Here is a 24697-nt window from a genome sequence, read left to right as displayed (position 1 = left end):
AGTGGCTCGCGCACCTGCGCGGACGGTGAACCCTGTGTGTGCGGTGTGCGGCGGGCCATACACGGTCAAGGGGGAATTTCGGCCGTTGTGGCGTCCGGAACAGAAGCAGCTCACCGCACCCTTGACGGTTGCGCGTGGCGCACCGTCAGAATCTGTTTGTTCACGATCAGTTGTGAGTACTTCTGGTCCCTGATGAGGGAGAGTCGCCATGACGGTCACTCGCAGATCGGTTTTGATCGCCTCCACGGCCGCGCCGGCGACCGGGGTGCTCCTGAACGCCCCGGCTGCCTCGGCCACGGACGCGGCGGCCACGGGCGCGGCCGGCCGCAGTACGGTCGCCCTGCGCGACGGCTGGCGTTTCGCGCTGGTCGACCCGGCCGGGATCACCGACCCGACCGGTGCGTACGCCGACGCCGCGAGCCCCGGCCACGACGACTCGGGATGGCGCGAGGTCGCCGTACCGCACGACTGGAGCATCGAGCAGACCCCGACCACCGAGCACGGCACCACCAGCGGCACCGGGTTCTTCCCCGGCGGCCTCGGCTGGTACCGCATCGCCTTCACCCTGCCGCCCGCCCTCGCCGGCCGGCGGATCTCGGTGGAGTTCGACGGCGTCTACATGGACTCCACCGTCTACTGCAACGGCACCGAGGTGGGCCGTCATCCCTACGGCTACACCGGCTTCGCCTTCGACCTCACCGGCCTGCTGCACGCCGACGGCACCGCCCGGAACGTGATCGCGGTCAGGGTGCAGAACCGTCTGCCCAGCAGCCGCTGGTACTCGGGCAGCGGCATCTACCGCGAGGCCCGCCTGGTCGTGACCGACCCGGTGCACGTGGAGCGCTGGGGCACCCGGGTCAGCACGCCGGAGGTCACCGGGGAGCGGGCCGTCGTCCGGGTGCGGACCTCCGTGGCGAACGAGTCCGGCGCGCCGGGCCCGGTCGAGATCAGGTCGCGGATCAAGGGCCCGCACGGTCGCACCGTGGCCCGCGCCGCCACCACGGTGACCGTCGGCGACAGGGCGAGCGAGACACACGAACTCGTCGTCGGGCGGCCCCGGTTGTGGGACTTCGCCGACCCGTTCCGCTACACCCTGGAAACCGAACTGCGCGTCGGCGGCCGCACCGTGGACACCTACCGCACCCCCTTCGGCATACGAACCTTCCGCTTCGACCCGGACGAGGGCTTCCACCTCAACGGCGCCCACACCAAGATCCGGGGTGTCGACCTGCACCACGACCTGGGCGCGCTCGGCGCGGCGGTCAGCGCCGACGCCGTCCGCAGACAGATGACCCTCATGAAGTCCATGGGGGTCAACGCCTTCCGCACCTCGCACAACCCGCCCTCGCCGGAGATGATCCAGGTCTGCGAGGAGCTCGGCATCGTGATGATGGTGGAGGCGTTCGACTGCTGGCGCACCGCCAAGACGCGGTACGACTACGGCCGGTTCTTCGACGAGTGGTGCGAGCGGGACGCGACCGAGATGGTGCTCGCGGCCCGCAACTCGCCCGCCGTCGTCCTGTGGTCCATCGGCAACGAGATCCCGGACTCCACCTCCACCGCCGGGCTCGCCATGGCCGACCGGATCATCGCCGCCGTGCGGGCCGCCGACGACACCCGCCCGCTCGTCATCGGCTCCGACAAGTACCGCAGGCTGCCCGCGAAGGGCTCGGCCGCAGACCTCATGCTGGCCAAGCTGGACGGCCTCGGCCTCAACTACAACACCGCCAAGTCCGTGGACGCCCTGCACGAGGCCTACCCCCACCTCTTCCTCTTCGAGTCGGAGTCGTCGTCGGAGACCTCGACGCGGGGCGCCTACCAGGAGCCGGAACACCTGAACACCGGCGAGAACCACACCCCCGGCCGGCGCGCCACGTCGTCCTACGACAACAACCTCGCCTCCTGGACCATGAGCGGCGAGTACGGGCACAAGAAGGACCGGGACCGGAAGTGGTTCGCCGGGCAGTTCCTGTGGTCGGGCATCGACTACATCGGCGAGCCCACGCCGTACGACGTGTTCCCGGTGAAGGCGTCCTTCTTCGGCGCGGTGGACACGGCCGGGTTCCCCAAGGACATGTACCACCTGTTCCGGAGCCAGTGGACCGGCGAGCCCATGGTCCATCTGGTGCCCATGACCTGGAACCACGCGGCGGGCGACACGGTCGAGGTGTGGGCGTACAGCAACGTCGACACCGTCGAACTGTTCCTCGACGGCACCTCCCTCGGCACCCGCACCTTCGACACGAAGAAGACCGTCGACGGCCGTACGTACCTGGAGACCACCGAGGCCACGGGCGACGACAAGACCTTCACCGACGGCCCCCACCCCGGCAGCTACACCAGCCCGAACGGCAGCGCGGGCAAGCTCCACCTCACCTGGCAAGTGCCCTACAAAAAGGGAGAGTTGAAGGCCGTGGCGCGCCGGGGTGGCAAGGTGGTGGCCACCGACGTGCTGCGTACCGCCGGGGCGCCGCACGCCGTACGGCTCACCGCGGATCGCACGTCCCTCGCCGCGGACGGGCGTTCGCTGCTCTTCGTGACGGCGGAGGTCGTCGACGCCCACGGCGTGCTGGTGCCCGACGCCGAGGACCTGATCTCCTTCGCGGTGACGGGCGGCTCCCTCGCCGGACTCGACAACGGCCGCCAGGAGAGCGCCGAGCGGTACCAGGCGAGCACGCGCACCGCCTTCCACGGCAAGGCGCTCGCCATCGTCCGGTCCGGCAGCGCGCCGGGTCGCCTGAGGGTGACGGCCCGCGCGGCGGGACTGAGGGCCGGCACCGCGACCGTACGCACCACGCCCGTCCGGTCGGCCGCCACCACCCCGGCCGTCGCGTTCGAGCCGGACCACCCCGCGCCGAGGGACCACCCCTCCGCGGACGCCGGTTACTCCGGCCGCCCCGACACCCTGCCCGCCGCGATGCTGGACGGCGACCCGGCCACCGGCTGGTCCAACGCCTTCGCCAAGTCGGCGACCGCTCTGCTGCCCGCCTTCGCCGGGGCGCGGCCCGAGGACTGGGTGTCCGTCGACTGGGGGCGGTCCAGGACCTTCGACCGGGCGGAGATCTCCTTCACCGTCGACAGCACGCACAGCCTGCCCGCCTCGGTCGAGGCCGCGGTGTGGGACGGCCGCCGGTACGTCCCGGTCACCGGCGCGGCCGTCGACTGGGCCACCGTCTCGGACGCCCCGACGGTACTGACCTTCGACGGCGTGCGCGGCTCACGGTTGCGGCTGACACTCACCAGCGCCCATCCGGGCGGGGTCCGAGGGGCGGTGCGCATCAGCCGGCTGGAGATCCCGGCGGGCTGAGCGGGCCTCGATCCGGTCCGGACGGGAAAAGAGTCTCGTCCGGACCGTTGACGGGGTGTCATGCCTGCAACAAACATGGCCTGCGTCCGCCTCTGGGAGCGCTCCCACGGGAGCGTCACCCGCACCTCCCCCGAGGAGCCCAGACGTGAAACGACGCAGAACCACCGCGCTGACCCTGGCGGCCCTGCTGGGAGCGGCCCTCACCGCGCTGCCGGCCGGACCGGCCGCCGCCGACGAGGTCGAGCAGATCAGGAACGGAACCTTCGACACCACCACCGCCCCCTGGTGGACGACCGCCAACGTCACCGCGGGCCTGTCCGGCGGGCAGCTCTGCGCGGAAGTGCCCGGCGGCACCGCCAACCGCTGGGACGCCGCCGTCGGCCAGAACGACATCACCCTGGTCAAGGGGGAGTCCTACCGGTTCACGTTCACCGCGAACGGTTCGCCCGCGGGTCACGTGGTGCGGGCGATCGTGGGCCTGTCGGTGTCGCCGTACGACACCTACTTCGAGGTGAGCCCGCAGCTGAGCGTGTCCGGCGACGCGTACACCTACACCTTCACCTCGCCCGTCGACACCACCGAGGGCCAGGTCGCCCTCCAGGCCGGCGGCAGCGCGGACGCCTGGCGCCTGTGCATGGACGACGTGTCCCTGCTCGGCGGCGTACCGCCCGAGGTGTACGAGCCCGACACCGGACCGCGGGTGCGCGTCAACCAGGTGGCCTACCTGCCCTCCGGTCCGAAGAACGCCACCCTGGTCACCGGCGCGACCGGGAAGCTGCCCTGGCAGCTGAAGAACGCCCGCGGCGGGGTGGTCGCCCACGGCCGGACCGTGCCGCGCGGCGTCGACGCCTCCTCCGGGCAGAACGTCCACTCGATCGACTTCGGCGGCTACCGCGGGCGCGGCGACGGCTTCACCCTGGTCGCGGACGGGGAGGCGAGCCGCCCGTTCGACATCGGCACGAGCGCGTACGAGCGGCTGCGCCTGGACGCCCTGAAGTACTACTACACACAGCGCAGCGGCATCGCGATCCGCGACGACCTGCGCCCCGGCTACGCCCGCCCCGCCGGCCACCTCGGCGTGGCGCCCAACCGGGGCGACCTGGACGTGCCGTGCCAGGCGGGCGGCTGCGACTACCGCCTCGACGTCTCCGGCGGCTGGTACGACGCCGGCGACCACGGCAAGTACGTGGTCAACGGCGGCATCGCCACCTGGGAACTGCTCAGCACCTACGAACGCTCACAGCTGGCCCGCACCGGCCGCCCGGCGAAGCTCGGCGACGGCACCCTCGCCGTCCCCGAGAGCGGCAACAAGGTGCCGGACATCCTCGACGAGGCCCGCTGGGAGCTGGAGTTCCTGCTGAGCATGCAGGTGCCCGCCGGCCGGCTGCTGGCCGGCATGGCCCACCACAAGGTCCACGACGAGCAGTGGACCGGCCTTCCGCTGCTGCCGAGCGACGACCCGCAGCAGCGCGAGCTGCACCCGCCGTCCACCGCGGCCACCCTGAACCTCGCGGCGACGGCCGCGCAGGCCGCCCGCCTGTACCGGCCCTACGACCGGCGGTTCGCCGCGAAGGCGCTGACGGCGGCCCGCACGGCCTGGTCGGCGGCGCTCGCCCACCCCGAGGTGTACGCCTCGGAGAGCGACGCGACCGGAGGCGGCGCCTACGCGGACGCCGACGCGACCGACGAGTTCTACTGGGCGGCCGCGGAGCTGTACCTCACCACGGGTGAGAAGCAGTTCGCGGACCACGTCACCGGCTCCCCGGTCCACACCGCCGACATCTTCGGCCCCCTCGGCCTCGACTGGAGCCGGACGGCCGCGGCGGGACGACTGGACCTCGCCACGGTGCCGAGCAAGCTGCCCGGCCGGGACAGGGTGCGCCGGTCGGTCGTCCAGGCCGCGGGCCGCTACCTGGACACCCTCGAGGCACAGCCGTACGGCATGCCCTACGCCCCCGAGGGCAACCGCTACGACTGGGGCTCCAGTCACCAGGTCCTCAACAACGCGGTCGTCCTCGCCACCGCCTACGACCTCACCGGTGCCGCGAAGTACCGTGACGGCGCGCTCCAGAGCATGGACTACGTCCTGGGCCGCAACGCGCTGAACATCTCCTACGTGACCGGCTACGGGGAGGTCAACTCACACCGCCAGCACAGCCGTTGGTACGCCCGTGAACTCGACCCCGAGCTGCCCGATCCGCCGCCCGGCACCCTCGCCGGCGGCCCCAACTCCGCCATTCAGGACCCCTACGCGCAGAGCAAACTCCAGGGCTGCGTCGGCCAGTTCTGCTACATCGACGACATCCAGTCCTGGTCGACGAACGAGACGGCGATCAACTGGAACGCGGCGCTGGCCAGGATGGCGTCCTTCGTGGCGGACCAGGGATAGCCCGACAGGCGGGGAGCGGCCCCGGCGCCTCGCCGGGACCGCTCCCCACCTGTCCCGGCGGGTTCCGTCGGTACCGTCTGGAGGCGTGTCCGACCTGGTCTTATTTACGGGCGAGTACCCGCGCTGTACCGTGCGGACATGCCAGCTCTCAACGTGGAGTTCAGCGAACGCGAGCTTGAGGATCTGCGGCAGATCGCCAAGGAGCGGGGTACCTCGATGAAGGCCCTGGTGCGCGCGGCGGCCGCGGCCGACATCGCCCGGCACCGGGCGCTCCAGGAAGGCGCGGAGGCTTTCCGCCGCTTCTTCGCGTCCCACGCCGAGGAGTTCGCGGCCGCCTTCCCCGACGACGAACCGCCCGCCAAGGGCGAGGGACGGGCCGCCTGAGCGATGGCCCCCGTCATCCACATCGACGTGCCCTGGCTGCTCCAGCGCCATGAGGAAGTGCTGCCGGGCCGGCCCACGGTCAACGACTTGTCGGCGCTGGTGGCCGCCGTCGCCCGCCACCGCGTCGACCCGCCCCGGCCGGGCACCGACTCCGACCCCGCCTGGCGTGCCGCGGCGCTGCTGCACACGCTCGCGGTGCTCAAGCCCCTGCCGTCGGCCAACGCCCGCTTCGCCTGCTCCGTGGCGGTGGCGTACATGGTCGTCAGCGGCGCCGGCGTCGACCCGCCGTACGGCGCTCTCGTGGATCTCGCCCGTGACCTGATCTCCGGCAAGGCCGACGTCCACGCGGCCGCGGACCGGCTGCGCTCCTGGCAGCTCTGAGGTCCGCCGGCGGGCAGCGGTCCTGCCTTCTCGGGGCCGCCGACCGAGGGCGGGAGGAACGGGGTCGGCGGCCCGTTTCGCGCGGGAGAGCCGCCGTCCCGCGCGGGGCCTTCGAGAAGGGCCGCCTCCAGTGGACTACGCCGTCCCGAGCGCCGGGAGCGTGCGCGGCGCCCCTGCGTGTGCGCGCGATTCACACGGGGCTCGGCCTGTGCGCGCCTTTCACACCGGACTCATGGAATGTCGAAAGTCCTTACGAAAAAAGCCAGTTGCCCCCTCGCCTGACTTTCCTTCAATGGGGTGGAAGTTGCCCGGGTGCCTTGTTGGCCGTGAGTGACGTGTGCGAGGGTGAACCACCCGTGCGGGGGGTAAGGCCCGGGTCGCATTCGTCTCGTGGGGAACCGGGTCGGACGGACGTTCGTGAATTCATGCTCCCTGCGTATCCCGTGCGTGTGGGAAAGGAATCCGTTCAGTGCCCACCCCCCACCCCTCTCGCCCGCCTTACCCTCCGCCCGGCGGTGTTCCCGGAGAATCCGACGAGAACCTGGCCGCCCGGCTGAGAGGCCGCTCCGAGGGAGAGGCGGCCCATTCCGTCGCGCTGCTGATGGCCCGCCACTGGCAACCCGCACACTCCTACGCCGTCGGCTGTCTCGCCGCCCCGGCGGACACCGCCGCCCTGGTCACCGCGGCCGCCTTCCACCAGGTCCTCGACCGTCTCACGCTCGGCGAGCCGGCCCTCGCGCTGCGACCTCGCCTCCTGGTGGCGGTACGCGACACGGTCCTCCAGTGGTCGGCCGAGGAGCGCATATCAGGGGTTCTGCCGGGTCTGGGAAGAAATTCCGGGGGCGGCGGTAAGCGTTCGAGCATGTCCGTGACGCTCGAACACCGCAAGCTGGCGGAGCGCTCATTCCAGTCCCTTCCCGGACTCGCCCGGTGTCTGCTGTGGCACACCGAGGTCGAGGCGGAGCCGGTAAGTGTCCCGGCCGCTCTTCTGGGCATGGACACCGACATCGCGTCGGCCGCACTCGAACAGGCGCGGGAGAAATTCCGCGAAGGTTGTGTACACGCCCATCGGGAACTCGCGCCGACGAAGGACTGCCGCTTCTACAACCGTCTCCTCGACGTCCCGATTCGCCGGGGCGGAGCGCTGCTGCCGGATGTGCGGCAGCATCTGGACGGGTGTTCCCACTGCCGTCATGCCGCCGAACAACTGAGCCATTTCGACAGCGGGCTGGGCCTGCTCATCGCCGAGGCCGTACTCGGCCGGGGCGCCGGCCGCTATGTCGACTCCCGCCGGGAACGGCCGCGGGAGGAACCGCGGGCGCGCAGCGCCGCCCGGCACGGCCGCGGCCGCCGGCGCGTCCCGCCGAGGATCCCCGTGCCGGGCCGGCGCGTCCAGCCCGCCCTGCGGTCCTCGCGGGCGCTGCTCACCGGGGTCGCCCTGGTCTCCGTCGCGCTGCTCGCGAGCGTGCTCATGGCCGGACTGTGGTCGCCGGACGACGGCGCCGGCCCGGTCGCGTCCACCAGCGCGACCGGCGGCCGCGGCTCCCAGCTCCCGCCCGCGGCCTCCTCCGCCTCCCCGGGCACCGCCCAGCACCCCACCGGGTCCGGCCGCACCAGGCTCCGCAACGTCGGCGCCGACCTGTGCCTCGACATCCGCGGCGAGGTGAAGGCCGGGGCCGGGGCCCAGCTCGCAACCTGCTCCGCCGCCGGGACCCAGCAGTGGTCGTACGGGACCGACGGGCTGCTGCGCAGCGCTGCCGACCCCGACCTGTGCCTGGACTCGCACGTCGACGCCGGTGTGGTCGTCCTCGGCACCTGCGCCGGCCAGAAGTCGAAGCGCGCCGACGACGTCCGCTACGACCTCACCGTGCGGGGCGAGTTGCTGCCGCGCCGGCAGGAACAGCTCGCCCTCGCCGCCACCACCAGTGGCCCGGGCGCCGACATCGTCGTCAAGGTCCGCGACGGCTCCGACGACCAGCGCTGGCTGACCGAATCCGTTACGGCGAGCCCGAGTTCACTGTCGATCGAGGGGACGGACACCCCGTCCGCACGAGCGGTCGAGCTCGCCAGGCGGACCTGAGGGCGACGGCGGGGACGCCTGACGGAGGGCTCAGCCGGACTGTTCGACGAGGTCGGCGGGGCCGACGGTGGCCGGGGTGGCGTGTCCGGACAGCGCGAGCGTGAGGTCGAGCTCGGCGAGGAGGCAGCGGATCACGTGCTCGACGCCGGACCGGCCGTCGAGGCCGAGGCCGTACACGTAGGGCCGGCCGAGGAGGACCGCCCGTGCCCCCAGCGCGAGCGCCTTGAAAACGTCGTCCCCCGTGCGTACGCCGCTGTCGAACAGGACGGTCAGCCGGTCGCCCACCGCCTCGGCGACCCGGGGGAGCGCGTCCGCCGCCGCCACCGAACCGGCCACCTGGCGGCCGCCGTGGTTGGAGACCACCACGCCGTCCATCCCGGCGTCGGCGGCGAGCCGGGCGTCGTCCGGGTGCAGGACGCCCTTCAGCACGATCGGGCCGTCCCAGTTCTCCCGCAGGAGCGCCAGGTCCGGCCAGGTCTTGGCGGGGTCGGCGAACATGCCGACGAAGTGCATGACGGCCGCGTTCGGGTCCTCGTGCACCGGCTTCGCCAGGCCCGCCAGGAAGGCCGGGTCGGAGAAGTAGTTGGCGGTGCCCACGCCGTGCAGGAACGGCAGGTACGCCTGGTCGAGATCGCGCGGACGCCAGGACAGCAGCGGCGTGTCCAGCGTGACGAACAGAGCGGTGAACCCGGCCGCCTTCGCCCGGCGCAGGAAGCTCCGGGCGACTTCCGGGTCCTTCGGCCAGTACAGCTGGAACCAGCGCTCAGCGTCCCCCATCGCCTCGGCCACCTGCTCCATCGGCGTGCTGGACGCGGACGACAGGATGTAGGGCACGCCCTGCGCGGCCGCGGCCCGGGCGGCGGCCGGCTCGGCGTCCGGATGCATGATCGACAGGACGCCCACCGGTGCCAGCGCCAGCGGGGCGGGCAGGGCGCGGCCCAGCACCTCGACCGACAGATCGCGTTCGTGCACGTCCCTCAGCATCCGCGGGACGATCCGACGGCGTTCCAGGGCCGCCCGGTTGGCGCGCGCCGTGCTCCCGTCACCGGCGCTGCCCGCCACATAGCCGACCGGGCCGGGGCCGAGCCGCTGCTCGGTGAGCTCTTCCAGCCGGGTCAGGTCGGTGGGCAGCCGGGGGACCGCGCCCGTCATCCCGTTCAGGTAGATCTCGTACTGGAAGTCCGCCCAGTGCTTGGCCATGCGTACGTTCCGCCTCTCGTCGTCGAGCACGCGCTGCCCGCACGATACCGGGCGGTATGCCGGCCCTGGATCAGTCCGTGGCCGCCGACTCGCGCAGTACACGGGCCAGTTCGCGCGGCTGGGAGAACATCGGCCAGTGGCCGGTGGCCAGCCGCACCAACTGCCAGCCCTGGTCCCGCACGAGAGCGGACACGAGCGGATCGGGCTCCCCGCCGCCGTCGAGCGAGCACAGGACGTACGTGGCCGGGAGCTCACCGAGAGGCCGCTTCAGGACGGCCGGCTCGGTGAGGGTGGCGCCGGGATGGGGAGTGCCGCCGCCCACGAGCCGGGCGATCTGCTCGTCCGTCAGCCCCTCGCCGGCGTAGTCGTCCGTGCCGAACGGCGGCCAGAAGCCGGCGTTGTCCGCGATCGACTGCCGCACATGGTCGCTCGGCCAGCCCGAGAGGAACGACTCGCCGTCCACCGGCACGTTCGAGTCGACGAACACCACGCGCCGCAGCCGGTCGCCGATCCGCTCGGCCGCCTGGCCGACCGGCACGCCGGCGTAGCTGTGCCCGACCAGGACCACCTCCCGCAGGTCGAGCCGCTCGATCTCGTCGACGATGTCCTGGACGTGGGTCTGCTGTCCGGCGGGAACACCCTGCCGCTCGGCGAGGCCCGACAGCGTCAGGGGATGCGCGTCGTGCCCGGCCGCTCTCAGCTCGGCCGCCACCTCGTCCCACGCCCACGCCCCGAGCCACGACCCCGCCACCAATACGTAGTTGGTCATGCGGGCAACCTAGCCGAGGGGTCTGACAGTGCGGGCCGACGCGGAACCGCCCGGGGACTCGTTCCCGGTCGCTGTCGCCGCTGTCGCCGCTGTCGCCGCTGTCGTCCGTTCTCCGTCGTCCCGGGCGTTCGTGCTCAGTCGTTCCGGTCGTCGTCCGCGCGAGGCTCGGCCGGGGTGTCCTCCGCCTCGGCGTCGGGCCCCTGGGCGCGCACCCGCTGCACGTGTTCCAGGGAATCGCGCAGTTCCGTGAGCCAGTCGTCGGTGTGGCGCTGGACCAGGCGGACGCACCAGGCGAGGGCGTCGCTGCGGCTGCGGGCGACCCCGCCGGCGATCAGGGTGTCGAGGACCTGACGCTCGGGCTGGCGCAGCCGGGTCATGACGGGGGCCGCCACGTGGGTGAACAGGGCACGCCGGTCCCCGCACTCCACGCCCCAGGAGACCTTCCGGCCGAACCGGTGCTCGGCCTCGCGGGCCACCGCGATCCGGTCCTCCCGGCTGCGCTCCCGGAACTCCTGGATACGGGCCTGCAGGGCCGCGTCCCGCTCGGCGGCCGGGGCGTCCTCGGCCAGCCGGGGTTCGGGGATGCGGCCGACCACGGTGATCTCCTCCCGGTCCACCGTCACCTCGGCGGGGGACTCGAAGAGGTCGTCGGGCAGCCGGCCGGCGAACCAGCCGCGCAGCTTCTCTTGTTGCTCTGTCGTAATCATGTAATCACGATTACTCCGATCGAACGTGAACGCAAGGGATCGCGGCGGAGTGCGCTCAGGGCTGAAGCGGAATGTTTCAGGACTATTAACGAGCAGGGGGAATCCGGCCAACCGGCGGCATGAAGTGATCAAGAACCGCTTGGTTTCGGCGTTGAAACGTTCGACTTCCGTGACTTCACGCCACTGATTCAATACGCAAGGTTACTGAAACCCATGGGGTCGATGTGAGATTCGGCGGCGGACTCGGCAGACTCGCGCTCGCCGCTCCGGGCACAACCCGGCCGGAGACGGCACACCTCGAATCAAGCGGAAGGATGCACACAATGCGGAACACCGCGCGTTGGGCAGCGACCCTCGGCCTGACGGCCACCGCCGTCTGCGGGCCTCTCACCGGCGCCGCCCTCGCCGCCCCGCCCGCCGCCCCGGCCGGGCTCTACGCCCCGTCGGCCCTGGTGCTCACCATGGGACACGGCGAGGACGCGGCCACCGTGACCCCCGAACGGGCGGTCACCCTCAACTGCGCTCCGACGGCCTCCGGCACCCACCCGGCCCCGGCCCTCGCCTGCGCCGAACTTCGTGCCGCCGACGGGGACTTCGACGTCCTGACGGCCAGGGACGACGTGACGTGCACCAAGCAGTACGCCCCCGTGGTCGTCACGGTGGACGGCGTCTGGCGCGGCAAGCGCGTCTCCTACGAGCGCACCTTCGCCAACGAGTGCGTGAAGAGCTCCCTCGGGGTGAGCGTCTTCGCGTTCTGAGAGACCGGGATCGCGCGGTCCTCGTGAACGCCGAAGGGGTCCGCCTATGGGGAGTGCGGGCCCCTGTCGCGGGGACGTGCGATCTCGCACCGGGGGCCGGCGGGCGGAGTGGGGCCACCCGCCGGCACCTCGGCTCATGACCGTGTCAGCGACGGTTCCGGTCCTGTTCGCGGTCCCTGTGGCTGGTGTCGCACCACGGATAGCGGCGGCTGCGGCGACAGGTGCACAGGGCCACCCGGAAGCGGTCGGAGGACACCGTGGTCCCGTCCTCCAGTTCCACTTCCACCGGGCCCTCCACCAGCAACGGGCCCCGGCGCTGCACCTTGATCCGGCGGGGCGGGTCAGACGGGGAGTTCGGCACGGACGACCACCAGCTCTTCCTTCATCTCGGCGGGCGACAACAGCCCGCGTTCCCGCAGCCAGCCCGTTCTCGCGCGCAGCACCGGACCGAAGTCGATGCGGCTGCGCCGTGTCACGGCGGCCTTCAGACCCGCCGAGCGCAGGTCTCCCACCGTCAGTTCCGGGTCGCTGAGTGCCGAGTGCACCATCAACAGCACTCCTCCGGGGCACAGCAGCCCGGGTGCCTCCCCGCAGATCCGGTCCAGGACGAGCCGCCCGTCGTGGCCCGCGTCCCAGGCCCGGGCCCGGCCGCGCGGCGGCCGCACCGCCGTCGTGGGCGCCGGCACGTACGGCGGATTGCTGAGGATGAGGTCGTAGGACCGATCCCGTACGACGTCGAAGAGGTTCCCGTGGCGGACGCGCACCGGCACGCCGGCCAGCCAGGCGTTCAGTCGTGCCGTGCACACCGCGCGCCAGGAGACGTCCACCGCCGTCACCCGTGCCCCGCGGCGTGCGGCCGCCAGCGCCAGCGCGCCGGAACCGGTTCCCACGTCGAGGACGTCGGCACCCGGCGCGAGCGGTTCTTCGGACAGAGCTCCGGCCAGCAGGGCCGTGTCCTCCTGGGGTGCGTAGACGCCCGGGAGTGACAGGTGGGGTCGCAGTGAGTTCACCTCGGCCAAGTACCCCGACATTCAGGAAATATGGGAGGTTTGCGAAGTCCCGCCCGACGGCAGGGGCGTACGCAGCGAGGACCGGCCCGCATGCCAGTCGGAGAGCAGGCGCGCGGCGAGACGGTCCTCGACATGTCCGGTGGCGTCGAGGCCGAAGGCGACGTCGGCGGCGAGGTGCGGCTCCTCGGCCAGCAGGCCGCCGATGACCTCGTGCCGTACGACCTGCTCGTGGACCGCGTCGGCCTCGACGTGCTCGTCGTAGAAGTGCTCGGCGGCCGGGCCGGCCTGCGTCCGGCGCATCGCCTCCGCCAGCCGCCGCGAACCGGGCGAGGAGGTGATCTCGACCGCCGCGAAGTGGCCCACGAGTGCGCCCCTGAGGGACCGGTGCAGGCCGAAGAGGGACATGAGGTTCACCGTGGCGAGGACCTCCGCGCAGGCCGCGTCGAGGTAGTGCCCGTAAGTGGTGTCCAGGTCCAGGTCCGTCATCAGGTCGGCGAACAGCCGGGCGTGCACCCGGTCGGGGCGGCCGCCGCCGTACTCGTCGAACTCGATCGCCGCCATCCCGGCCTTGGCCCTGCCCCACAGCCTCGGCAGCACCCAGGCGTGCGGGTCGGCCTCCTTCAGGTGGTAGAGGGAACGCTGGGCCGCGTACTCGCGCACCTGCCACAGCTCGCCCTTGTCGCGCAGGAAGTGGGAGACACCCGTGCCGTCGACCGGTTCGACGAGCAGGTCCGCGAGGGCGTCCTCGACACTGTCGTGCGCCGGGGTGTCCGCGCGCAGGGCGGACAGGAAGCGGTGCTCGAGGGCCGCGCGGGTGCGCAGCAGCTCCGGATCCCACTCGCGGTCCGGGGACACGCCCGCGAAACCGCGGTAGTGCAGCTCATAGCAGAGGTACAGGGCCAGCTGGAGATCGTCGCCGTACACGTCCGCGCCCGCGGCGTCCTCGTGGCGCGGCAGCGGGCCGTTGTCCAGCAGGTACGCCATCACCGCGGCGGAGACGGGACCCCGCGCGGACGGCAGCCGTGGTTCAGGACCTTCGTGCGTCATGCGCCCCGGGTACCCGGGTGCGGGCGGGGCATCCGTGGGCGTGGAGCGGGGCAGTACGGGTACTTCGAGCCGGTATGAAGGCATTGGTGATCAGCTGCAGGCCGTCCTCCGTCGCCCAGCGGGTCCTGGAACGGATGGACGCGATGCTGTCCGAGACCGACGACGACGGCAGGCCCGTCGCCTTCAACCGGGTCGCGGGCGTGGTCGTCACCGGCAACGAGGACGGTGCGCACCACGTGTGGGTCGGCGGGGCCGGTGCGTCGGCTGCGGGTGCGTCGTGGCTGGTTGCGCAGTTCCCCGCGCTCCTTTTTTAGGCCGGTGCGTCGGCTGCGGGTGCGTCGTGGCCGGTCGCGCAGTTCCCCGCGCCCCTTCTTTAGGCCGGTGCGTCGGCTGCGGGTGCGTCGTGGCTGGTTGCGCAGTTCCCCGCGCCCCTTTTTTAGGCCCGTGCGTTGTCTGCGGGTGCGTCGTGGCCGGTCGCGCAGTTCCCCGCGCCCCTTTGGGGCGCGGGACTGTGGTGGTGTTCGCTTGCCTCGCGTTTCGTCACTCGCCTCGGGAATTCTCCTGGGCGGTCGGGTTCGGGGTGATGGTCTCTCCGGCCTCGCCGGTGTGGTGGCGTTGCTCTGTGGAGTCGCGGGTGCGGTTCTCCTGGTCCTCGACCTCCTTGAGGACTTCCTGGAGAGCTGTCTCGGGTCGCTCTCCGGAGCGGTTCTCGTCGGCTGACATGGGGATGGTCCTTTCCGTGTTCGACGGTGCTCGGCGGTGCGTTCCGCGCTGGTCAGCTGGTCGTGGTGGCGATGCGCAGGGGGACCGGTTCGCGGGTGGCGGCCTCCTCCTCGCGGCGGGAGATCTCCGCCCACCAGGAGGCGCCGTCCTCGATGTGGCGCAGCAGGATGCCCTCGCGTATCGCCCAGGGGCAGATGGTCACCGTCTCGATGCCGGTCAGCTTCATCGCGGTGTGGCCCACCACGGCGCCGGCCAGACTCTGCCCGGCGCGCGGTGCGGAGATGCCGGGCAGCAGGGCGCGCTCGGCGGTGGGCAGGGCGGCCAGCCGGTCGATCGCCAGGCCGAGGTCCGTGCGGTGCAACTGTCGTTCCACGAACGGACCGTGACGCCCGGGCTGGGCCCCGCAGAGCCGACCCAGTTGCTGGAAGGTGCGGGAGGTGGCGACCGCGATGCGCGGGCCCTCCCACCGGATGCGCGCCGCCGCGTCCCGCAGCTGGTGCCGGACCTTGCGGCGCAGCGCCCGCACCAGGTCGGGCGTCGGCGGGTCCTGGTCCGCGAAGAACTCGTGGGTGAGCCGGTTCGCGCCGAGTGGCAGCGACGCCGCGAAGTCCGGCAACCGGCCGCGCCCGAAGGCCACTTCCAACGAACCGCCGCCGATGTCCAGCAGGGCGAGAGGTCCCGACCGCCAGCCCATCCAGCGGCGGGCCGCCAGGAAGGTGAGCTCGGCCTCGACCTCGCCCGGCAGCGTGCACAGACCGACTCCGGTCCGGTCCCGTACGGCGTGCAGCACCTCCAGCCGGTTCGGCGCGCTGCGCACCACGGCGGTGGCGAAGGCCAGGGGGCCGGCAGCACCCCACCGGGTCGCGGTCCTGCTCGCCTCCGTGACCGCGGCGACGAGCCGCTCGACGGCGTGCTCGGGGACCGGCTGCCCGGGCTTGACGTCCTCGGACAGCCGCAGACGCCACTTGGCGGTGTGCACCGGCAGGGGCACCCCGTCCGCCGTGTCCGCCACCACGAGTCTGACCGTGTTCGACCCGACATCCACCACGCTGATTCGCATGAACCCGTGAGTACCCGATTACGGGACGACCCAACAGTGTGACCGGGGGAGTCGTGACTCACACTCCGGCGACGGGCGGCGCATTCCGTCCGGCCGCCGGACGGCGCCTCAGGCGAGCTGGCGCCGTACCAACTCGTGCAGTCGGCCGCCGGTGTCCGCGAGCAGCAGCGCGGGCGGCCCCTCCTGGGCGACCTTGCCGTCCTCCATCACAATGACGCGGTCGGCGTCCAGCACCGTCGACAGGCGGTGCGCGATGACGATCCGGGTGGCGTTGAGAGCCTTGGTGCTTTCGATCACAATGCGCTGCGTCTCGTTGTCGAGGGCGCTGGTCGCCTCGTCGAAGAAGAGGATGCGCGGGCGCCGGATCAACGCCTGGGCGATCATGAGGCGCTGGCGCTGGCCGCCGGAGATCGCGGCGCTGCCGGACACGATCGTGTGGAGGCCCATCGGCATCCGCCTGATGTCCTCGGCGAGCCCCGCCATCTCGGCGGCCGCCATCGCCTCCTCCGGCGTGTAGGGCTCGGTACCGCAGATGACGTCCAGCAGGGAACCGGTGAAGGGCTGCGCGTGCTGGAGCACCACCCCGCACTGCCGGCGTACGGCCGACTGGTCCAGTGCCGCCAGGTCCTGACCGTCGTAGAGCACAGTGCCCGAGACCGGTTTGTCGAAGCCGATCAGCAGCCTCAGCAGGGTCGACTTGCCGCAGCCGCTGGGGCCGACGACGGCCACGAACTCGCCCGGCCGGATGCGGAACGACACGTCGTCCAGGACCAGCGGACCGTCGTCCGCGTACCGGAACGACAGTCTGCGTGTCTCGATCGCCCCGGACAGCGGTCCGGGCCGGGTGCTCGCCGTGCGCACCTCGGGCGTCGCGTCGAGGACCGGCCGGATCTCCTCGAACAGCGGCAGCGCGGCCACCGCCGAGACGAAGGCGCCGGTCAGCTGGGTGACCGAGGTCAGCAGCATCGTCACCGAGGTGTTGAAGGTGAGGAACGCGGCAGCCGACATCGCCCCCCGCGCCGGGCCGGCCAGCAGCATGAACATCAGCAGGGTGCACAGGGGCAGGTACACCGCGCCCATCACCGTCGTGAGGTTCTTGATGCGCCCCACCTTCTGCTGGAGTTCGCGGCTGCGCGCGAACTGGGAGGCCCAGGCCGCGTACGCGTAGTTCTCGGCGGCCGCAACCCGCAGCTTCGGCAGACCGCGCAGCGTCTGGAACGCCTGGTTGTTCAGCTTGTTGCCGAGCACGACCAGCCGCCGCTGCCAGCGCACCTGCCACAGCCCGAGGCCGAGGAACCCGGCGGCGATGACGACGAGCATCCCGATCGCGGCCAGCGCCATGGGCGCGCTGAACCAGAACAGCAGCCCGAGGTTCATCGCGCCCACGGTCACCGACTGGGCGACCACCGGCCCGACTCCCGCCAGCAGCCTGCGGATCGCGCTGATGCCCATGGCGGCGCTCGCCAGCTCGCCCGTCGAGCGCTGTGTGAAGAACTTCGTCGGAAGCCGGAGCAGCCGGTCCCACACGGCCGGCTGGAGGGTGGCCTCGATGCGGCCCTCGAGCCGCAGCATCGTCAGGTTCTCCAGCAGCATGAACGCCGCCGCCACCACACTGCTGATCATCACCGCCAGACAGACCTGGACGATCAGTCCCTGCTGCGCCTTCGGCACGTACTCGCCGAGCACCTTGCCGGTGGCGATCGGCACCAGCGCCCCGATCGCCACCGTGACCAGGCCGGCGAACAGGAGGTTCGTCAGGTCGCCGCGCACGCCCCGCATGCTGAACCGCAGCAGGCCGAGCGGACCGAGCCGCCGCTCGGGCAGCGGACGGTAGAACATCACCGCGCGCGGCTCGAACTCCTCCGCGTTGGCCTTCTCGACCGGTGTCTCCCGGCCGGACGCCGGATGCACGGCCACGTATCCGCCGCGCCGCCACAGCAGTGCGACCGGCGCACCGGACAGGGCCCGGTGGCCCACCAGCGGGCCGACGTCGTCCCGCCACCAGCGGCCGTCCAGACGTACGGATCTGACGCGGACCCGGGAGGCGAGGGCGATCCGCTCCACCGGGTCGAGGCGGTCGCTCTCGGTCCCGCTGTGCGCGGGCTCGGCGAGCGTGATCCCGGCCGCTCGGGCGACCAGCCGGCAGGCCGCGTAGGAGGCGTCCGCGTCCGCGGCCGTGGTGCGGTTCGCGGACTGCCGGCCGATGGACGCGAGCAGCGTCCGGTCGGCCTGGGCGCGGACCGCCTCACCGGCCCTGATGCCCGCGGCCGTCCGTGTCTCGTGGGTGCGCTCCAGTTGTTCGATCCACCGGTCGAGCGTGGTCAGCAGCCGGTACTGCTGATCGACCATGCTCTGCCAGACCGCCGGGTCCATCAGCAGGTCGCCCGCCGCCTCCGCGCCGTACAGCGATCCGTACTGCACACTCCCCGGCGGCACCTGCATCCAGAACACGTCGTCGTCCGTGGGCGCGGTGGCCGGTTCGGTGGCCATCGGGGCCTGGAAGAGGATCGACAGGCCGCGGCCGACGCCCAGCGCGAGCGCGTACTCCAGCGGGCTCGACGTCGGCGGTACGTACTGGGGGTTGCCGTACTCGTCGTACGACCAGGTCTGGGTGTGCGGGGGCTGGTACAGCTCGCGCAGGCCGACGCGGTGCACGACGCAGTCCCGCAGCGGGCGCGCCACCAGCGTGTGCTGCGGCCCCGCGACCGGACCGAGCAGCAGCGAGCCCGCCTCCAGACGGCCGAGGTGGTGCCAGTGCCCCTGCTCCTCCGCGTCGACCGCGAACAGGTCCACGGCACCGGCCGCGACCAGCCACAGCACCTGCGGCCCCTCCAGGTCGAGCCGGTTGAGGCCCGAGCAGTCGACGGGAGTGCCCATCGAGCCCAACGCACCGAGAACCAGATCGCCTTCACCGACGGTCGTCATCTCACCGCTCCCTGACCAGCGCGGCGTACGCGCCACCGTGTGCCACCAGCTCGCCGTGCCGCCCGCGCTCGACGACCGTGCCGTGCTCCAGTACGACGATCTCGTCGCTGTCGCGCACGGTGCTGAGCCGGTGCGCGATCACCACGCACGCGCAGCCGCGCCTGCGCAGGTTGTCCATCACGACCTGCTCGGTCTCCGCGTCCAGCGCGCTCGTCACCTCGTCCAGCACCAGGATGCTGGGCCTGCGCACCAACGCCCGGGCGATCTCCAGGCGTTGCCGCTGCCCGCCGGAGAAGTTGCGGCCGTCCTGCTCGACCCGGCTGTGGATGCCGCCGGGGCGGCGCATGACCATGTCGTACAGGGCCGCGTCCCGCAGCGCCTCCACGACCGCGTCGTCCGGGATCGACGGATCCCACAGCGCCACGTTGTCGCGGACCGAGCCCTCGAAGAGGAACACGTCCTGGTCGACGAAGGAGACGGAGGCCGCCAGCGCGCCGCGCGGGATGTCCTCCAGCCGCCGGCCGTCGATCCGGATCACGCCCTCCCACGGTGTGTACAGGCCCGAGATCAGCCGGGAGACGGTCGACTTGCCGCTGCCCGAGCCGCCGACCAGCGCGACCTGCCGCCCCGGGCCGACCGTCAGGTCGAAGCCCGTCAACAGGGGCTTGTCCAGCGGGTTGTAGCCGAAGCTGATGTTCTCCAGCTCGACGTGCCCGTGCAGGCGACGGGTGGAGTCGCCGGCGCCCGGACGGCCGTAGAGCGGGTCGGTCCGGAAGTTCTCGACGTCCTTCAGCCGGGCCACGTCGGCCGCGAAGTCCTGGATGCGGCCCGCGACGCCGTTCAGCCGGGTGATCGGCGCGGTGAAGCGGGTGACGAGCGCCTGGAAGGCGACCAGCAGGCCGACCGAGATGCCGCCCTCCACCGCCCGCATCCCGCCGATCCACAGGATCAGCCCGCTGTTGAGGGACGCCAGTGTCGGCGCGACCACGCCCAGCCAGGCGCTCGGCACACCGAGCCGCTGCTGCTCCTCCAGGGTGGTGGCGTGCTGCCCGGCCCACTTGCGGAAGTAGCCGTCCTCGCCGCCGGTCGCCTTCATCGTCTCGATCAACTGCAGGCCGGTGTACGAGGTGTTGGTGAGCCGGGCGCTGTCGGCGCGCAGCTTCGCCGTCCGGGTGGCGCGCAGCCGGATGACGATCCGCATGGCCGCCACGTTCAGCAGCGCCACGGCGACGCCGACGAAGGTCAGCTGCGGGTCGTAGGTGTACAGCAGCACCGCGTAGAGGACGACGACGACGGCGTCCACGCCCGCCGCCGCGAGGTCGCGGGCCAGCGTCTCGGCCACGGCGTCGTTCGACTGGAGGCGCTGCACCAGGTCGGCCGGGCTGCGCTGGGAGAAGAAGGTGACGGGCAGCCGCAGCAGATGACGCAGGAAGCGGGCGCTGGAGAGCGTCGAGGAGATGATGCGGCCGTGCAGCAGGTTCGCCTGCTGGAGCCAGGTCAGCACGAGCGTGAGCAGCACGCACGCCCCCATCGACGCGAACAGCACGCCGAGCAGGGAGGTCTGGCCCCCGATCAGGAACATGTCGATATAGGTACGGCTGAGCGCGGGCACCGCCGCGCCGACCGCCACCAGCAGCAGGCTGGCCAGCACCGCGGCGGGCATCGTGCCCGCGGTGCCGCGCAGCCGGGCCGGCATCGCGCCGAGCACTCCCGGCTTGCGCCCGCCCCGCTCGAAGTCCTCACCCGGCTCCAGGACCAGCACGACACCGGTGAAGCTGCCGTCGAAGTCCTCCATCGGCACGAAACGCCGGCCCTTGCCCGGGTCGTTGACGTACACCCCGCGACGGCCGAAGCGCCGGCCCATCCCGTCGTAGACGACGTAGTGGTTGAACTCCCAGAAGAGGATGGCGGGCGTGCGCACCTCGGCGAGGGCCGCCGTGTCCATCTGCATGCCCTTGGCCGTCAGGCCGTAACTGCGGGCCGCCTTCAGGAGGTTGCTGGCACGCGAGCCGTCCCGGGAGACGCCGCAGGCGATGCGCAGTTCCTCCAGCGGGACATGCCGGCCGTAGTGGCCGAGCACCATCGCGAGGGAGGCGGCCCCGCACTCCACGGCCTCCATCTGGAGCACGGTGGGAGTGCGGACGGTCCTCACACGGCCCGTGGGGACCGGGCGCTTGGGCGGCGGGGCGGCGCGGCGCCTGCCCCGGGTGTCCGGCGCGGCACTCACGGCAGCAGCCAGTCGACGGGGCGCTGATCGGCCAGCCTGATCGAACCGGTGGCCATGGTCATGGAGGTGAGGGCGAACGGCGGGCCGTCCGCGGACGACCACCGGTAGCCGCTCTTCGTGCCGGCCGACCTCTCCAGCCGGACCAGTACCGCCACGGGCCTGCCGTCCTTGGTGAACTGCTCGCCGAGCTGGCTGTCGCCGAGGAACGCGGAGATCTGCTGCGCGGACTGGACGGCACGGTCCACCGACTTCACCCGGCCGCGCAGCACGCCGTACTCCTCGGTGGGCACCGACTGGACGGTCAGGTCCACGGCCGCGTTCGCCGGAATGGAGGCCGCGTTCTCGGCGGGCACGTACACCGTGGCGTACAGCGGGTCGGAGGCGCGGGTGATTTTCTCCACCGCGGCGACGTTCGCGCCGGTCTGGATGATCTGTCCGATGGTCGCGGCGAGCGCGGTGACGCGCCCCGCGGCGACGGTGCGTACGACGGTGTCGCCCTTCGCCGTCCGGACCTTGAGGACGGGTGCGCCGGCGGGCAGGCGCGCGCCCTGCTCGGCGAGGACCGCGGTGACCTGGCCGGCCGCGGGACTCTGCAGGATGTAGCTGCCCTCCCCGTGGGTGAGGACGGCGGGCGCGCCGACGGTGGAGGCGACGGAACCGGTGACCGCCCAGACGGACGCGGCCGCGACGACGACCACCGTCACCGTGAGGGCCAGCCAGCCCTGGGGGCGGGCGAAGCGCACCGGAAGGTCGAGCTCTTCGGGCGACTGGAGCTTGGCGAGGGCCTGTTGGCGGAACTGCAAGGGACTTCCCTCACCTGTGGGAGAGATCTTTTACGGCATCCAAGAGTCCCGGAGCCGGGTGACGGCTCCGGGACTCGAAGGAACGAGGTGCGGTCAGAGACCGGCGACCAGGCCCGTGACCGGGGCGGTGTTAAGGCCGGTGACACCCTCGACGGTGCCGACGACCGTGTTGACCAGGCCGGAGACCGGGGCAACGCCGTCCACCAGGCCGGTGACGGTGCCGACGGCGTTCAGGGACAGACCGCCGGAGACGTTGTCGAGCTCCGCGTCGGAGATCTCGACGGTCTCAACCTGGGGGGTGGAGTTCATGGGGGAACTTCCCTTCATATGGATATTCACAAGGGGGGAGCGGCCCCCTCTGGGGACAGATGACGGCCGCGACCGCAGGCGCCGGGCGTCCATTGTCCTGAAGCCCTTGGCGGCCCCCGCGGTGCGATGGATCAAAGCACGCGGCGGGTCGGCGCTTCCAATCAACCAAACGTCTCACCAGCGCACTTGTGCCTCGGGAGCACCGAACGGTGCAGGCGTGCGCACGGCTCGGCGGCGAGTTCTTCACACGCGGCACGTCATTCCCGCGTACGAACGCTTGCCGGGGCGGAGGGGAATCCGACACACCTCGCCAATGACGTGCGGGGCACCGGCTGCTTGTGCAGATCCTTCGTCCGCGGTGACTTGGTTGCGTATGAGGTGTGCAGATTCACTGAAGCCGGGATTCCGGTCCCTGTTCGCGACGGAGCGTCGCCTCCCGGTCGCCCACCGTGCCCGACCGTAGGGTCCCGCCCGGCCGGGAAGCGCGCACCCGGCACGGAGGCCTCCTCTCGGCCCGGAAGCGCGGGCACCGTGGCGGCCCGCGCCGCGAGTGAACCCGACACTTCGGCGGTTGCTTGCGGGGTCCGCGAGCGCCGTACGGCGGCACGGCTCGGTGATCACCGCTCGGATCCGGACATCCGAACCGGCCACCGTGCGGGGCCAAGGACGGTGACCGCCGCACCGTCGTCGTCGCCCGTGGCCGCCGCGGGCGGCCGACGCGGCGCTCGAGGTCGCCGCGTCCGCGGCGGCTGTCAGCGCCTGCCCCGACAGTGCAACGTCCTCCCGGGCCGGCCCTGTTGACCAGGGTGGTCGCGGGGTCGCGCGATCGTCTCCCAAGGACTCGACCGCCAGGCCCGGTTCGCCCACCCACGGGGCGAAGTCGACGGAGAGGATCTTGTCGGCTTCGGCGGTGGTCATCGTCATATGAGGGGTTGTTCCAGGCCTCCACCTGCCGGACGCGGTCCGTGGCCGATTCGCATCTGCACAAAGGTCGTTGGCGAACGGCGTTGAACGCGCCACGGGTCCCGTGCGTACCAACAGCCATCCAGGCGCCCCACACAGCTGCCGAACGGCGGCACAGACTCCGGTCCCTCAGGAGGTCGAGAAGTTTGAGTCACAAGCGAATTCCGAAGCGCAAGGCCATCATCGCGGTGGGCGGCGTGGCCGCACTCGGAGCGGCCGCGCTCCTGCTGCCGAACGCCAACGCGTCCCAGGACGGCGCCTCGAACGACGCCGCCGCCAAGACCCTGAAGGCGGACGACGCCTCGGATCTCGCCTCGCAGCTGCAGAACCTGCTCGGTGACGCCTTCGCGGGCTCCTACTACGACACCGACAGCAAGCAGCTCGTCGTCAACGTCGTATCCGGCGACGACAACAACGTGATCGTGCAGGCCAAGAAGGCCGGCGCGGCCGTCCGTGAGGTCGACAACAGCCTCGCCGAACTCGCCGCCGGCGCCAAGACGCTGAAGACCGAGGCGACCATCCCGGGCACCGCCTGGGCCCTCGACCCCAAGACGAACAAGATCCTCGTCACCGCGGACAGCACGGTGACCGGCGCCAAGTGGGACACGCTGGAGTCGACCGTCCAGAGCCTCGGCTCGAACATGGCGACCATCAAGAAGTCCGCCGGCACCTTCAAGACGTTCGTCTCGGGCGGTGACGCCATCTTCGGCGGCGGCGCGCGCTGCTCGCTCGGCTTCAACGTCACCGCGGGCGACGGCAGTCCCGCGTTCCTCACCGCGGGCCACTGCGGTGTCGCCGCCGAGCAGTGGTCGGACGCGCAGGACGGTCAGCCGATCGCCACCGTCGACCAGGCCACCTTCCCCGGCGACGGCGACTTCGCGCTCGTGAAGTACGACGACCCGGCGACCGTGGCCCCCAGCGAGGTCAACGTCGGCGACGGACAGACCGTCCAGATCGCCCAGGCCGAAGAGGCCACGGTCGGCACGCAGGTCTTCCGGATGGGCAGCACCACCGGTCTCAACGACGGAACCGTCCTCGGACTCGACGCCACGGTGAACTACCCGGAGGGCACGGTCACCGGTCTCATCCAGACCGACGTCTGCGCCGAACCCGGCGACAGTGGCGGCTCGTTGTTCACACAGGCGGGCGGCGCGGTCGGTCTGACCTCGGGCGGCAGCGGCGACTGCACGGCCGGTGGCGAGACCTTCTTCCAGCCGGTCACCACCGCCCTCACGGCGGTCGGCGCCACGCTCGGCGCGGGTGACGCGGCCGGCGGCGCCGGTGACGCGGCCGGCGGTGCGGACGAGCAGGCCGGCGGTGACGCGGTCGGCGGCGCGGACGAGCAGGCCGGCGGTGACGCGGCCGGTGGTGCGGACGAGCAGGCCGGCGGTGACGCGGTCGGCGGCGCGGATGAGCAGGCCGGTGGCGACGCGGTCGGCGGCGATGACACCGGCACCGGCACCGGCACCGGCGACGACACGGGTACCGGCGACGAGACGGGCACCGGCACCGGAGACGACTCCGGGGTGACGCAGCACTGACGCCGCACTGACCCACTCAGCTCCACCGTTCCGGACCGCCCGCGGTTCCGGTCGGCGGTGGATCGGTCCGGCCCTCCGGCGGGAGGGCCGGACCGCTGCGTGTGCGGGGTGCGG

The 24697-nt window shown here is 72.0% G+C and carries 20 protein-coding genes; 8 read left to right on the top strand and 12 right to left on the bottom strand.

The window, feature by feature from the left end:
• Positions 1-208 precede the first annotated feature (208 nt).
• The 5 genes from OG985_RS08965 (at position 209) to OG985_RS08945 (ending at position 8541) form a co-directional block, all read left to right on the top strand.
• Positions 209-3307 carry a glycoside hydrolase family 2 TIM barrel-domain containing protein gene (locus tag OG985_RS08965; protein WP_371667726.1) on the top strand — a complete coding sequence of 1033 codons (3099 nt, stop codon included), beginning with the start codon at positions 209-211 and terminating at the stop codon, positions 3305-3307.
• A 145-nt stretch (positions 3308-3452) separates the two neighbouring features.
• Positions 3453-5696, top strand: coding sequence for a glycoside hydrolase family 9 protein (locus OG985_RS08960; protein WP_371667725.1), 2244 nt, complete (start codon positions 3453-3455; stop codon positions 5694-5696).
• Positions 5697-5834: 138 nt separating this feature from the next.
• Positions 5835-6080 (top strand): hypothetical protein, encoded by a 246-nt coding sequence (locus tag OG985_RS08955; protein ID WP_371667724.1) that lies wholly within the window; start codon positions 5835-5837, stop codon positions 6078-6080.
• Positions 6081-6083: 3 nt separating this feature from the next.
• A complete protein-coding gene (locus tag OG985_RS08950) occupies positions 6084-6461 on the top strand; it encodes a toxin Doc (protein ID WP_371667723.1) in 378 nt (125 codons plus the stop codon).
• 469 nt (positions 6462-6930) lie between these two features.
• The gene (locus tag OG985_RS08945; RefSeq protein WP_371667722.1) at positions 6931-8541 is read left to right on the top strand and encodes an RICIN domain-containing protein; all 1611 of its coding nucleotides are present in this window, start codon (positions 6931-6933) and stop codon (positions 8539-8541) included.
• A gap of 30 nt (positions 8542-8571) precedes the next feature.
• On the opposite strand, the gene OG985_RS08940 is transcribed toward OG985_RS08945, so the two are convergent.
• From OG985_RS08940 to OG985_RS08930, 3 genes are all read right to left on the bottom strand, one after another.
• Positions 8572-9741 (bottom strand): lactate 2-monooxygenase, encoded by a 1170-nt coding sequence (locus OG985_RS08940; RefSeq protein ID WP_371667721.1) that lies wholly within the window; start codon positions 9739-9741, stop codon positions 8572-8574.
• Positions 9742-9811: 70 nt separating this feature from the next.
• Entirely contained in the window at positions 9812-10510 is a 699-nt protein-coding gene (locus tag OG985_RS08935; protein ID WP_371667720.1) for an alpha/beta fold hydrolase, read from the bottom strand.
• Positions 10511-10644: 134 nt separating this feature from the next.
• Positions 10645-11217, bottom strand: a complete 573-nt coding sequence (locus OG985_RS08930) for a hypothetical protein (RefSeq protein WP_371667719.1) — start codon at positions 11215-11217, stop codon at positions 10645-10647.
• A 323-nt stretch (positions 11218-11540) separates the two neighbouring features.
• Here OG985_RS08930 and OG985_RS08925 point away from each other — a divergent pair, with 323 nt between their 5' ends.
• On the top strand, positions 11541-11975 hold the full coding sequence (locus OG985_RS08925) for a protease inhibitor (RefSeq protein ID WP_371667718.1): 435 nt from the start codon (positions 11541-11543) through the stop codon (positions 11973-11975).
• A gap of 145 nt (positions 11976-12120) precedes the next feature.
• Here the strand turns inward: OG985_RS08925 and OG985_RS08920 are convergent, their stop codons facing one another.
• From OG985_RS08920 to OG985_RS08910, 3 genes are read right to left on the bottom strand one after another with little or no spacing between them, the layout of a single operon-like run.
• Positions 12121-12336: a CDGSH iron-sulfur domain-containing protein gene (locus OG985_RS08920; protein ID WP_371667717.1), complete on the bottom strand. Its 216-nt coding sequence runs from the start codon at positions 12334-12336 to the stop codon at positions 12121-12123.
• Positions 12317-13006, bottom strand: coding sequence for a HemK2/MTQ2 family protein methyltransferase (locus OG985_RS08915; protein WP_371667716.1), 690 nt, complete (start codon positions 13004-13006; stop codon positions 12317-12319). The genes OG985_RS08920 and OG985_RS08915 overlap by 20 nt, the downstream gene beginning before the upstream one ends.
• Positions 13007-14032: an iron-containing redox enzyme family protein gene (locus tag OG985_RS08910; protein ID WP_371667715.1), complete on the bottom strand. Its 1026-nt coding sequence runs from the start codon at positions 14030-14032 to the stop codon at positions 13007-13009. It lies immediately after the preceding gene.
• Between the two features lie 86 nt (positions 14033-14118).
• Between OG985_RS08910 and OG985_RS08905 the strand changes: the two genes are divergently transcribed.
• Positions 14119-14346, top strand: a complete 228-nt coding sequence (locus OG985_RS08905) for a hypothetical protein (protein ID WP_371667714.1) — start codon at positions 14119-14121, stop codon at positions 14344-14346.
• A 226-nt stretch (positions 14347-14572) separates the two neighbouring features.
• On the opposite strand, the gene OG985_RS08900 is transcribed toward OG985_RS08905, so the two are convergent.
• From OG985_RS08900 to OG985_RS08875, 6 genes are all read right to left on the bottom strand, one after another.
• Complete coding sequence (locus OG985_RS08900) at positions 14573-14755, bottom strand: hypothetical protein (RefSeq protein WP_371667713.1); 183 nt, start codon at positions 14753-14755, stop codon at positions 14573-14575.
• A gap of 52 nt (positions 14756-14807) precedes the next feature.
• Positions 14808-15815 carry a Ppx/GppA family phosphatase gene (locus OG985_RS08895; RefSeq protein WP_371667712.1) on the bottom strand — a complete coding sequence of 336 codons (1008 nt, stop codon included), beginning with the start codon at positions 15813-15815 and terminating at the stop codon, positions 14808-14810.
• A 108-nt stretch (positions 15816-15923) separates the two neighbouring features.
• Positions 15924-18740 carry an NHLP bacteriocin export ABC transporter permease/ATPase subunit gene (locus OG985_RS08890; protein ID WP_371667711.1) on the bottom strand — a complete coding sequence of 939 codons (2817 nt, stop codon included), beginning with the start codon at positions 18738-18740 and terminating at the stop codon, positions 15924-15926.
• A 1-nt stretch (position 18741) separates the two neighbouring features.
• A complete protein-coding gene (locus OG985_RS08885; protein WP_371667710.1) occupies positions 18742-20967 on the bottom strand; it encodes an NHLP family bacteriocin export ABC transporter peptidase/permease/ATPase subunit in 2226 nt (741 codons plus the stop codon).
• The gene (locus tag OG985_RS08880; protein WP_371667709.1) at positions 20964-21770 is read right to left on the bottom strand and encodes an HlyD family efflux transporter periplasmic adaptor subunit; all 807 of its coding nucleotides are present in this window, start codon (positions 21768-21770) and stop codon (positions 20964-20966) included. The genes OG985_RS08885 and OG985_RS08880 overlap by 4 nt, the downstream gene beginning before the upstream one ends.
• A gap of 93 nt (positions 21771-21863) precedes the next feature.
• A complete protein-coding gene (locus tag OG985_RS08875; protein ID WP_356043133.1) occupies positions 21864-22079 on the bottom strand; it encodes a type A2 lantipeptide in 216 nt (71 codons plus the stop codon).
• Between the two features lie 1109 nt (positions 22080-23188).
• Here OG985_RS08875 and OG985_RS08870 point away from each other — a divergent pair.
• Entirely contained in the window at positions 23189-24583 is a 1395-nt protein-coding gene (locus tag OG985_RS08870; RefSeq protein ID WP_371667708.1) for a S1 family peptidase, read from the top strand.
• Positions 24584-24697: the final 114 nt, after the last annotated feature.

It is taken from the genome of Streptomyces sp. NBC_00289 (assembly GCF_041435115.1).
Taxonomy (GTDB): domain Bacteria; phylum Actinomycetota; class Actinomycetes; order Streptomycetales; family Streptomycetaceae; genus Streptomyces.
Note: the sequence above shows the minus strand (reverse complement) of the source record. Positions and strands in the feature narration are given on the sequence as shown.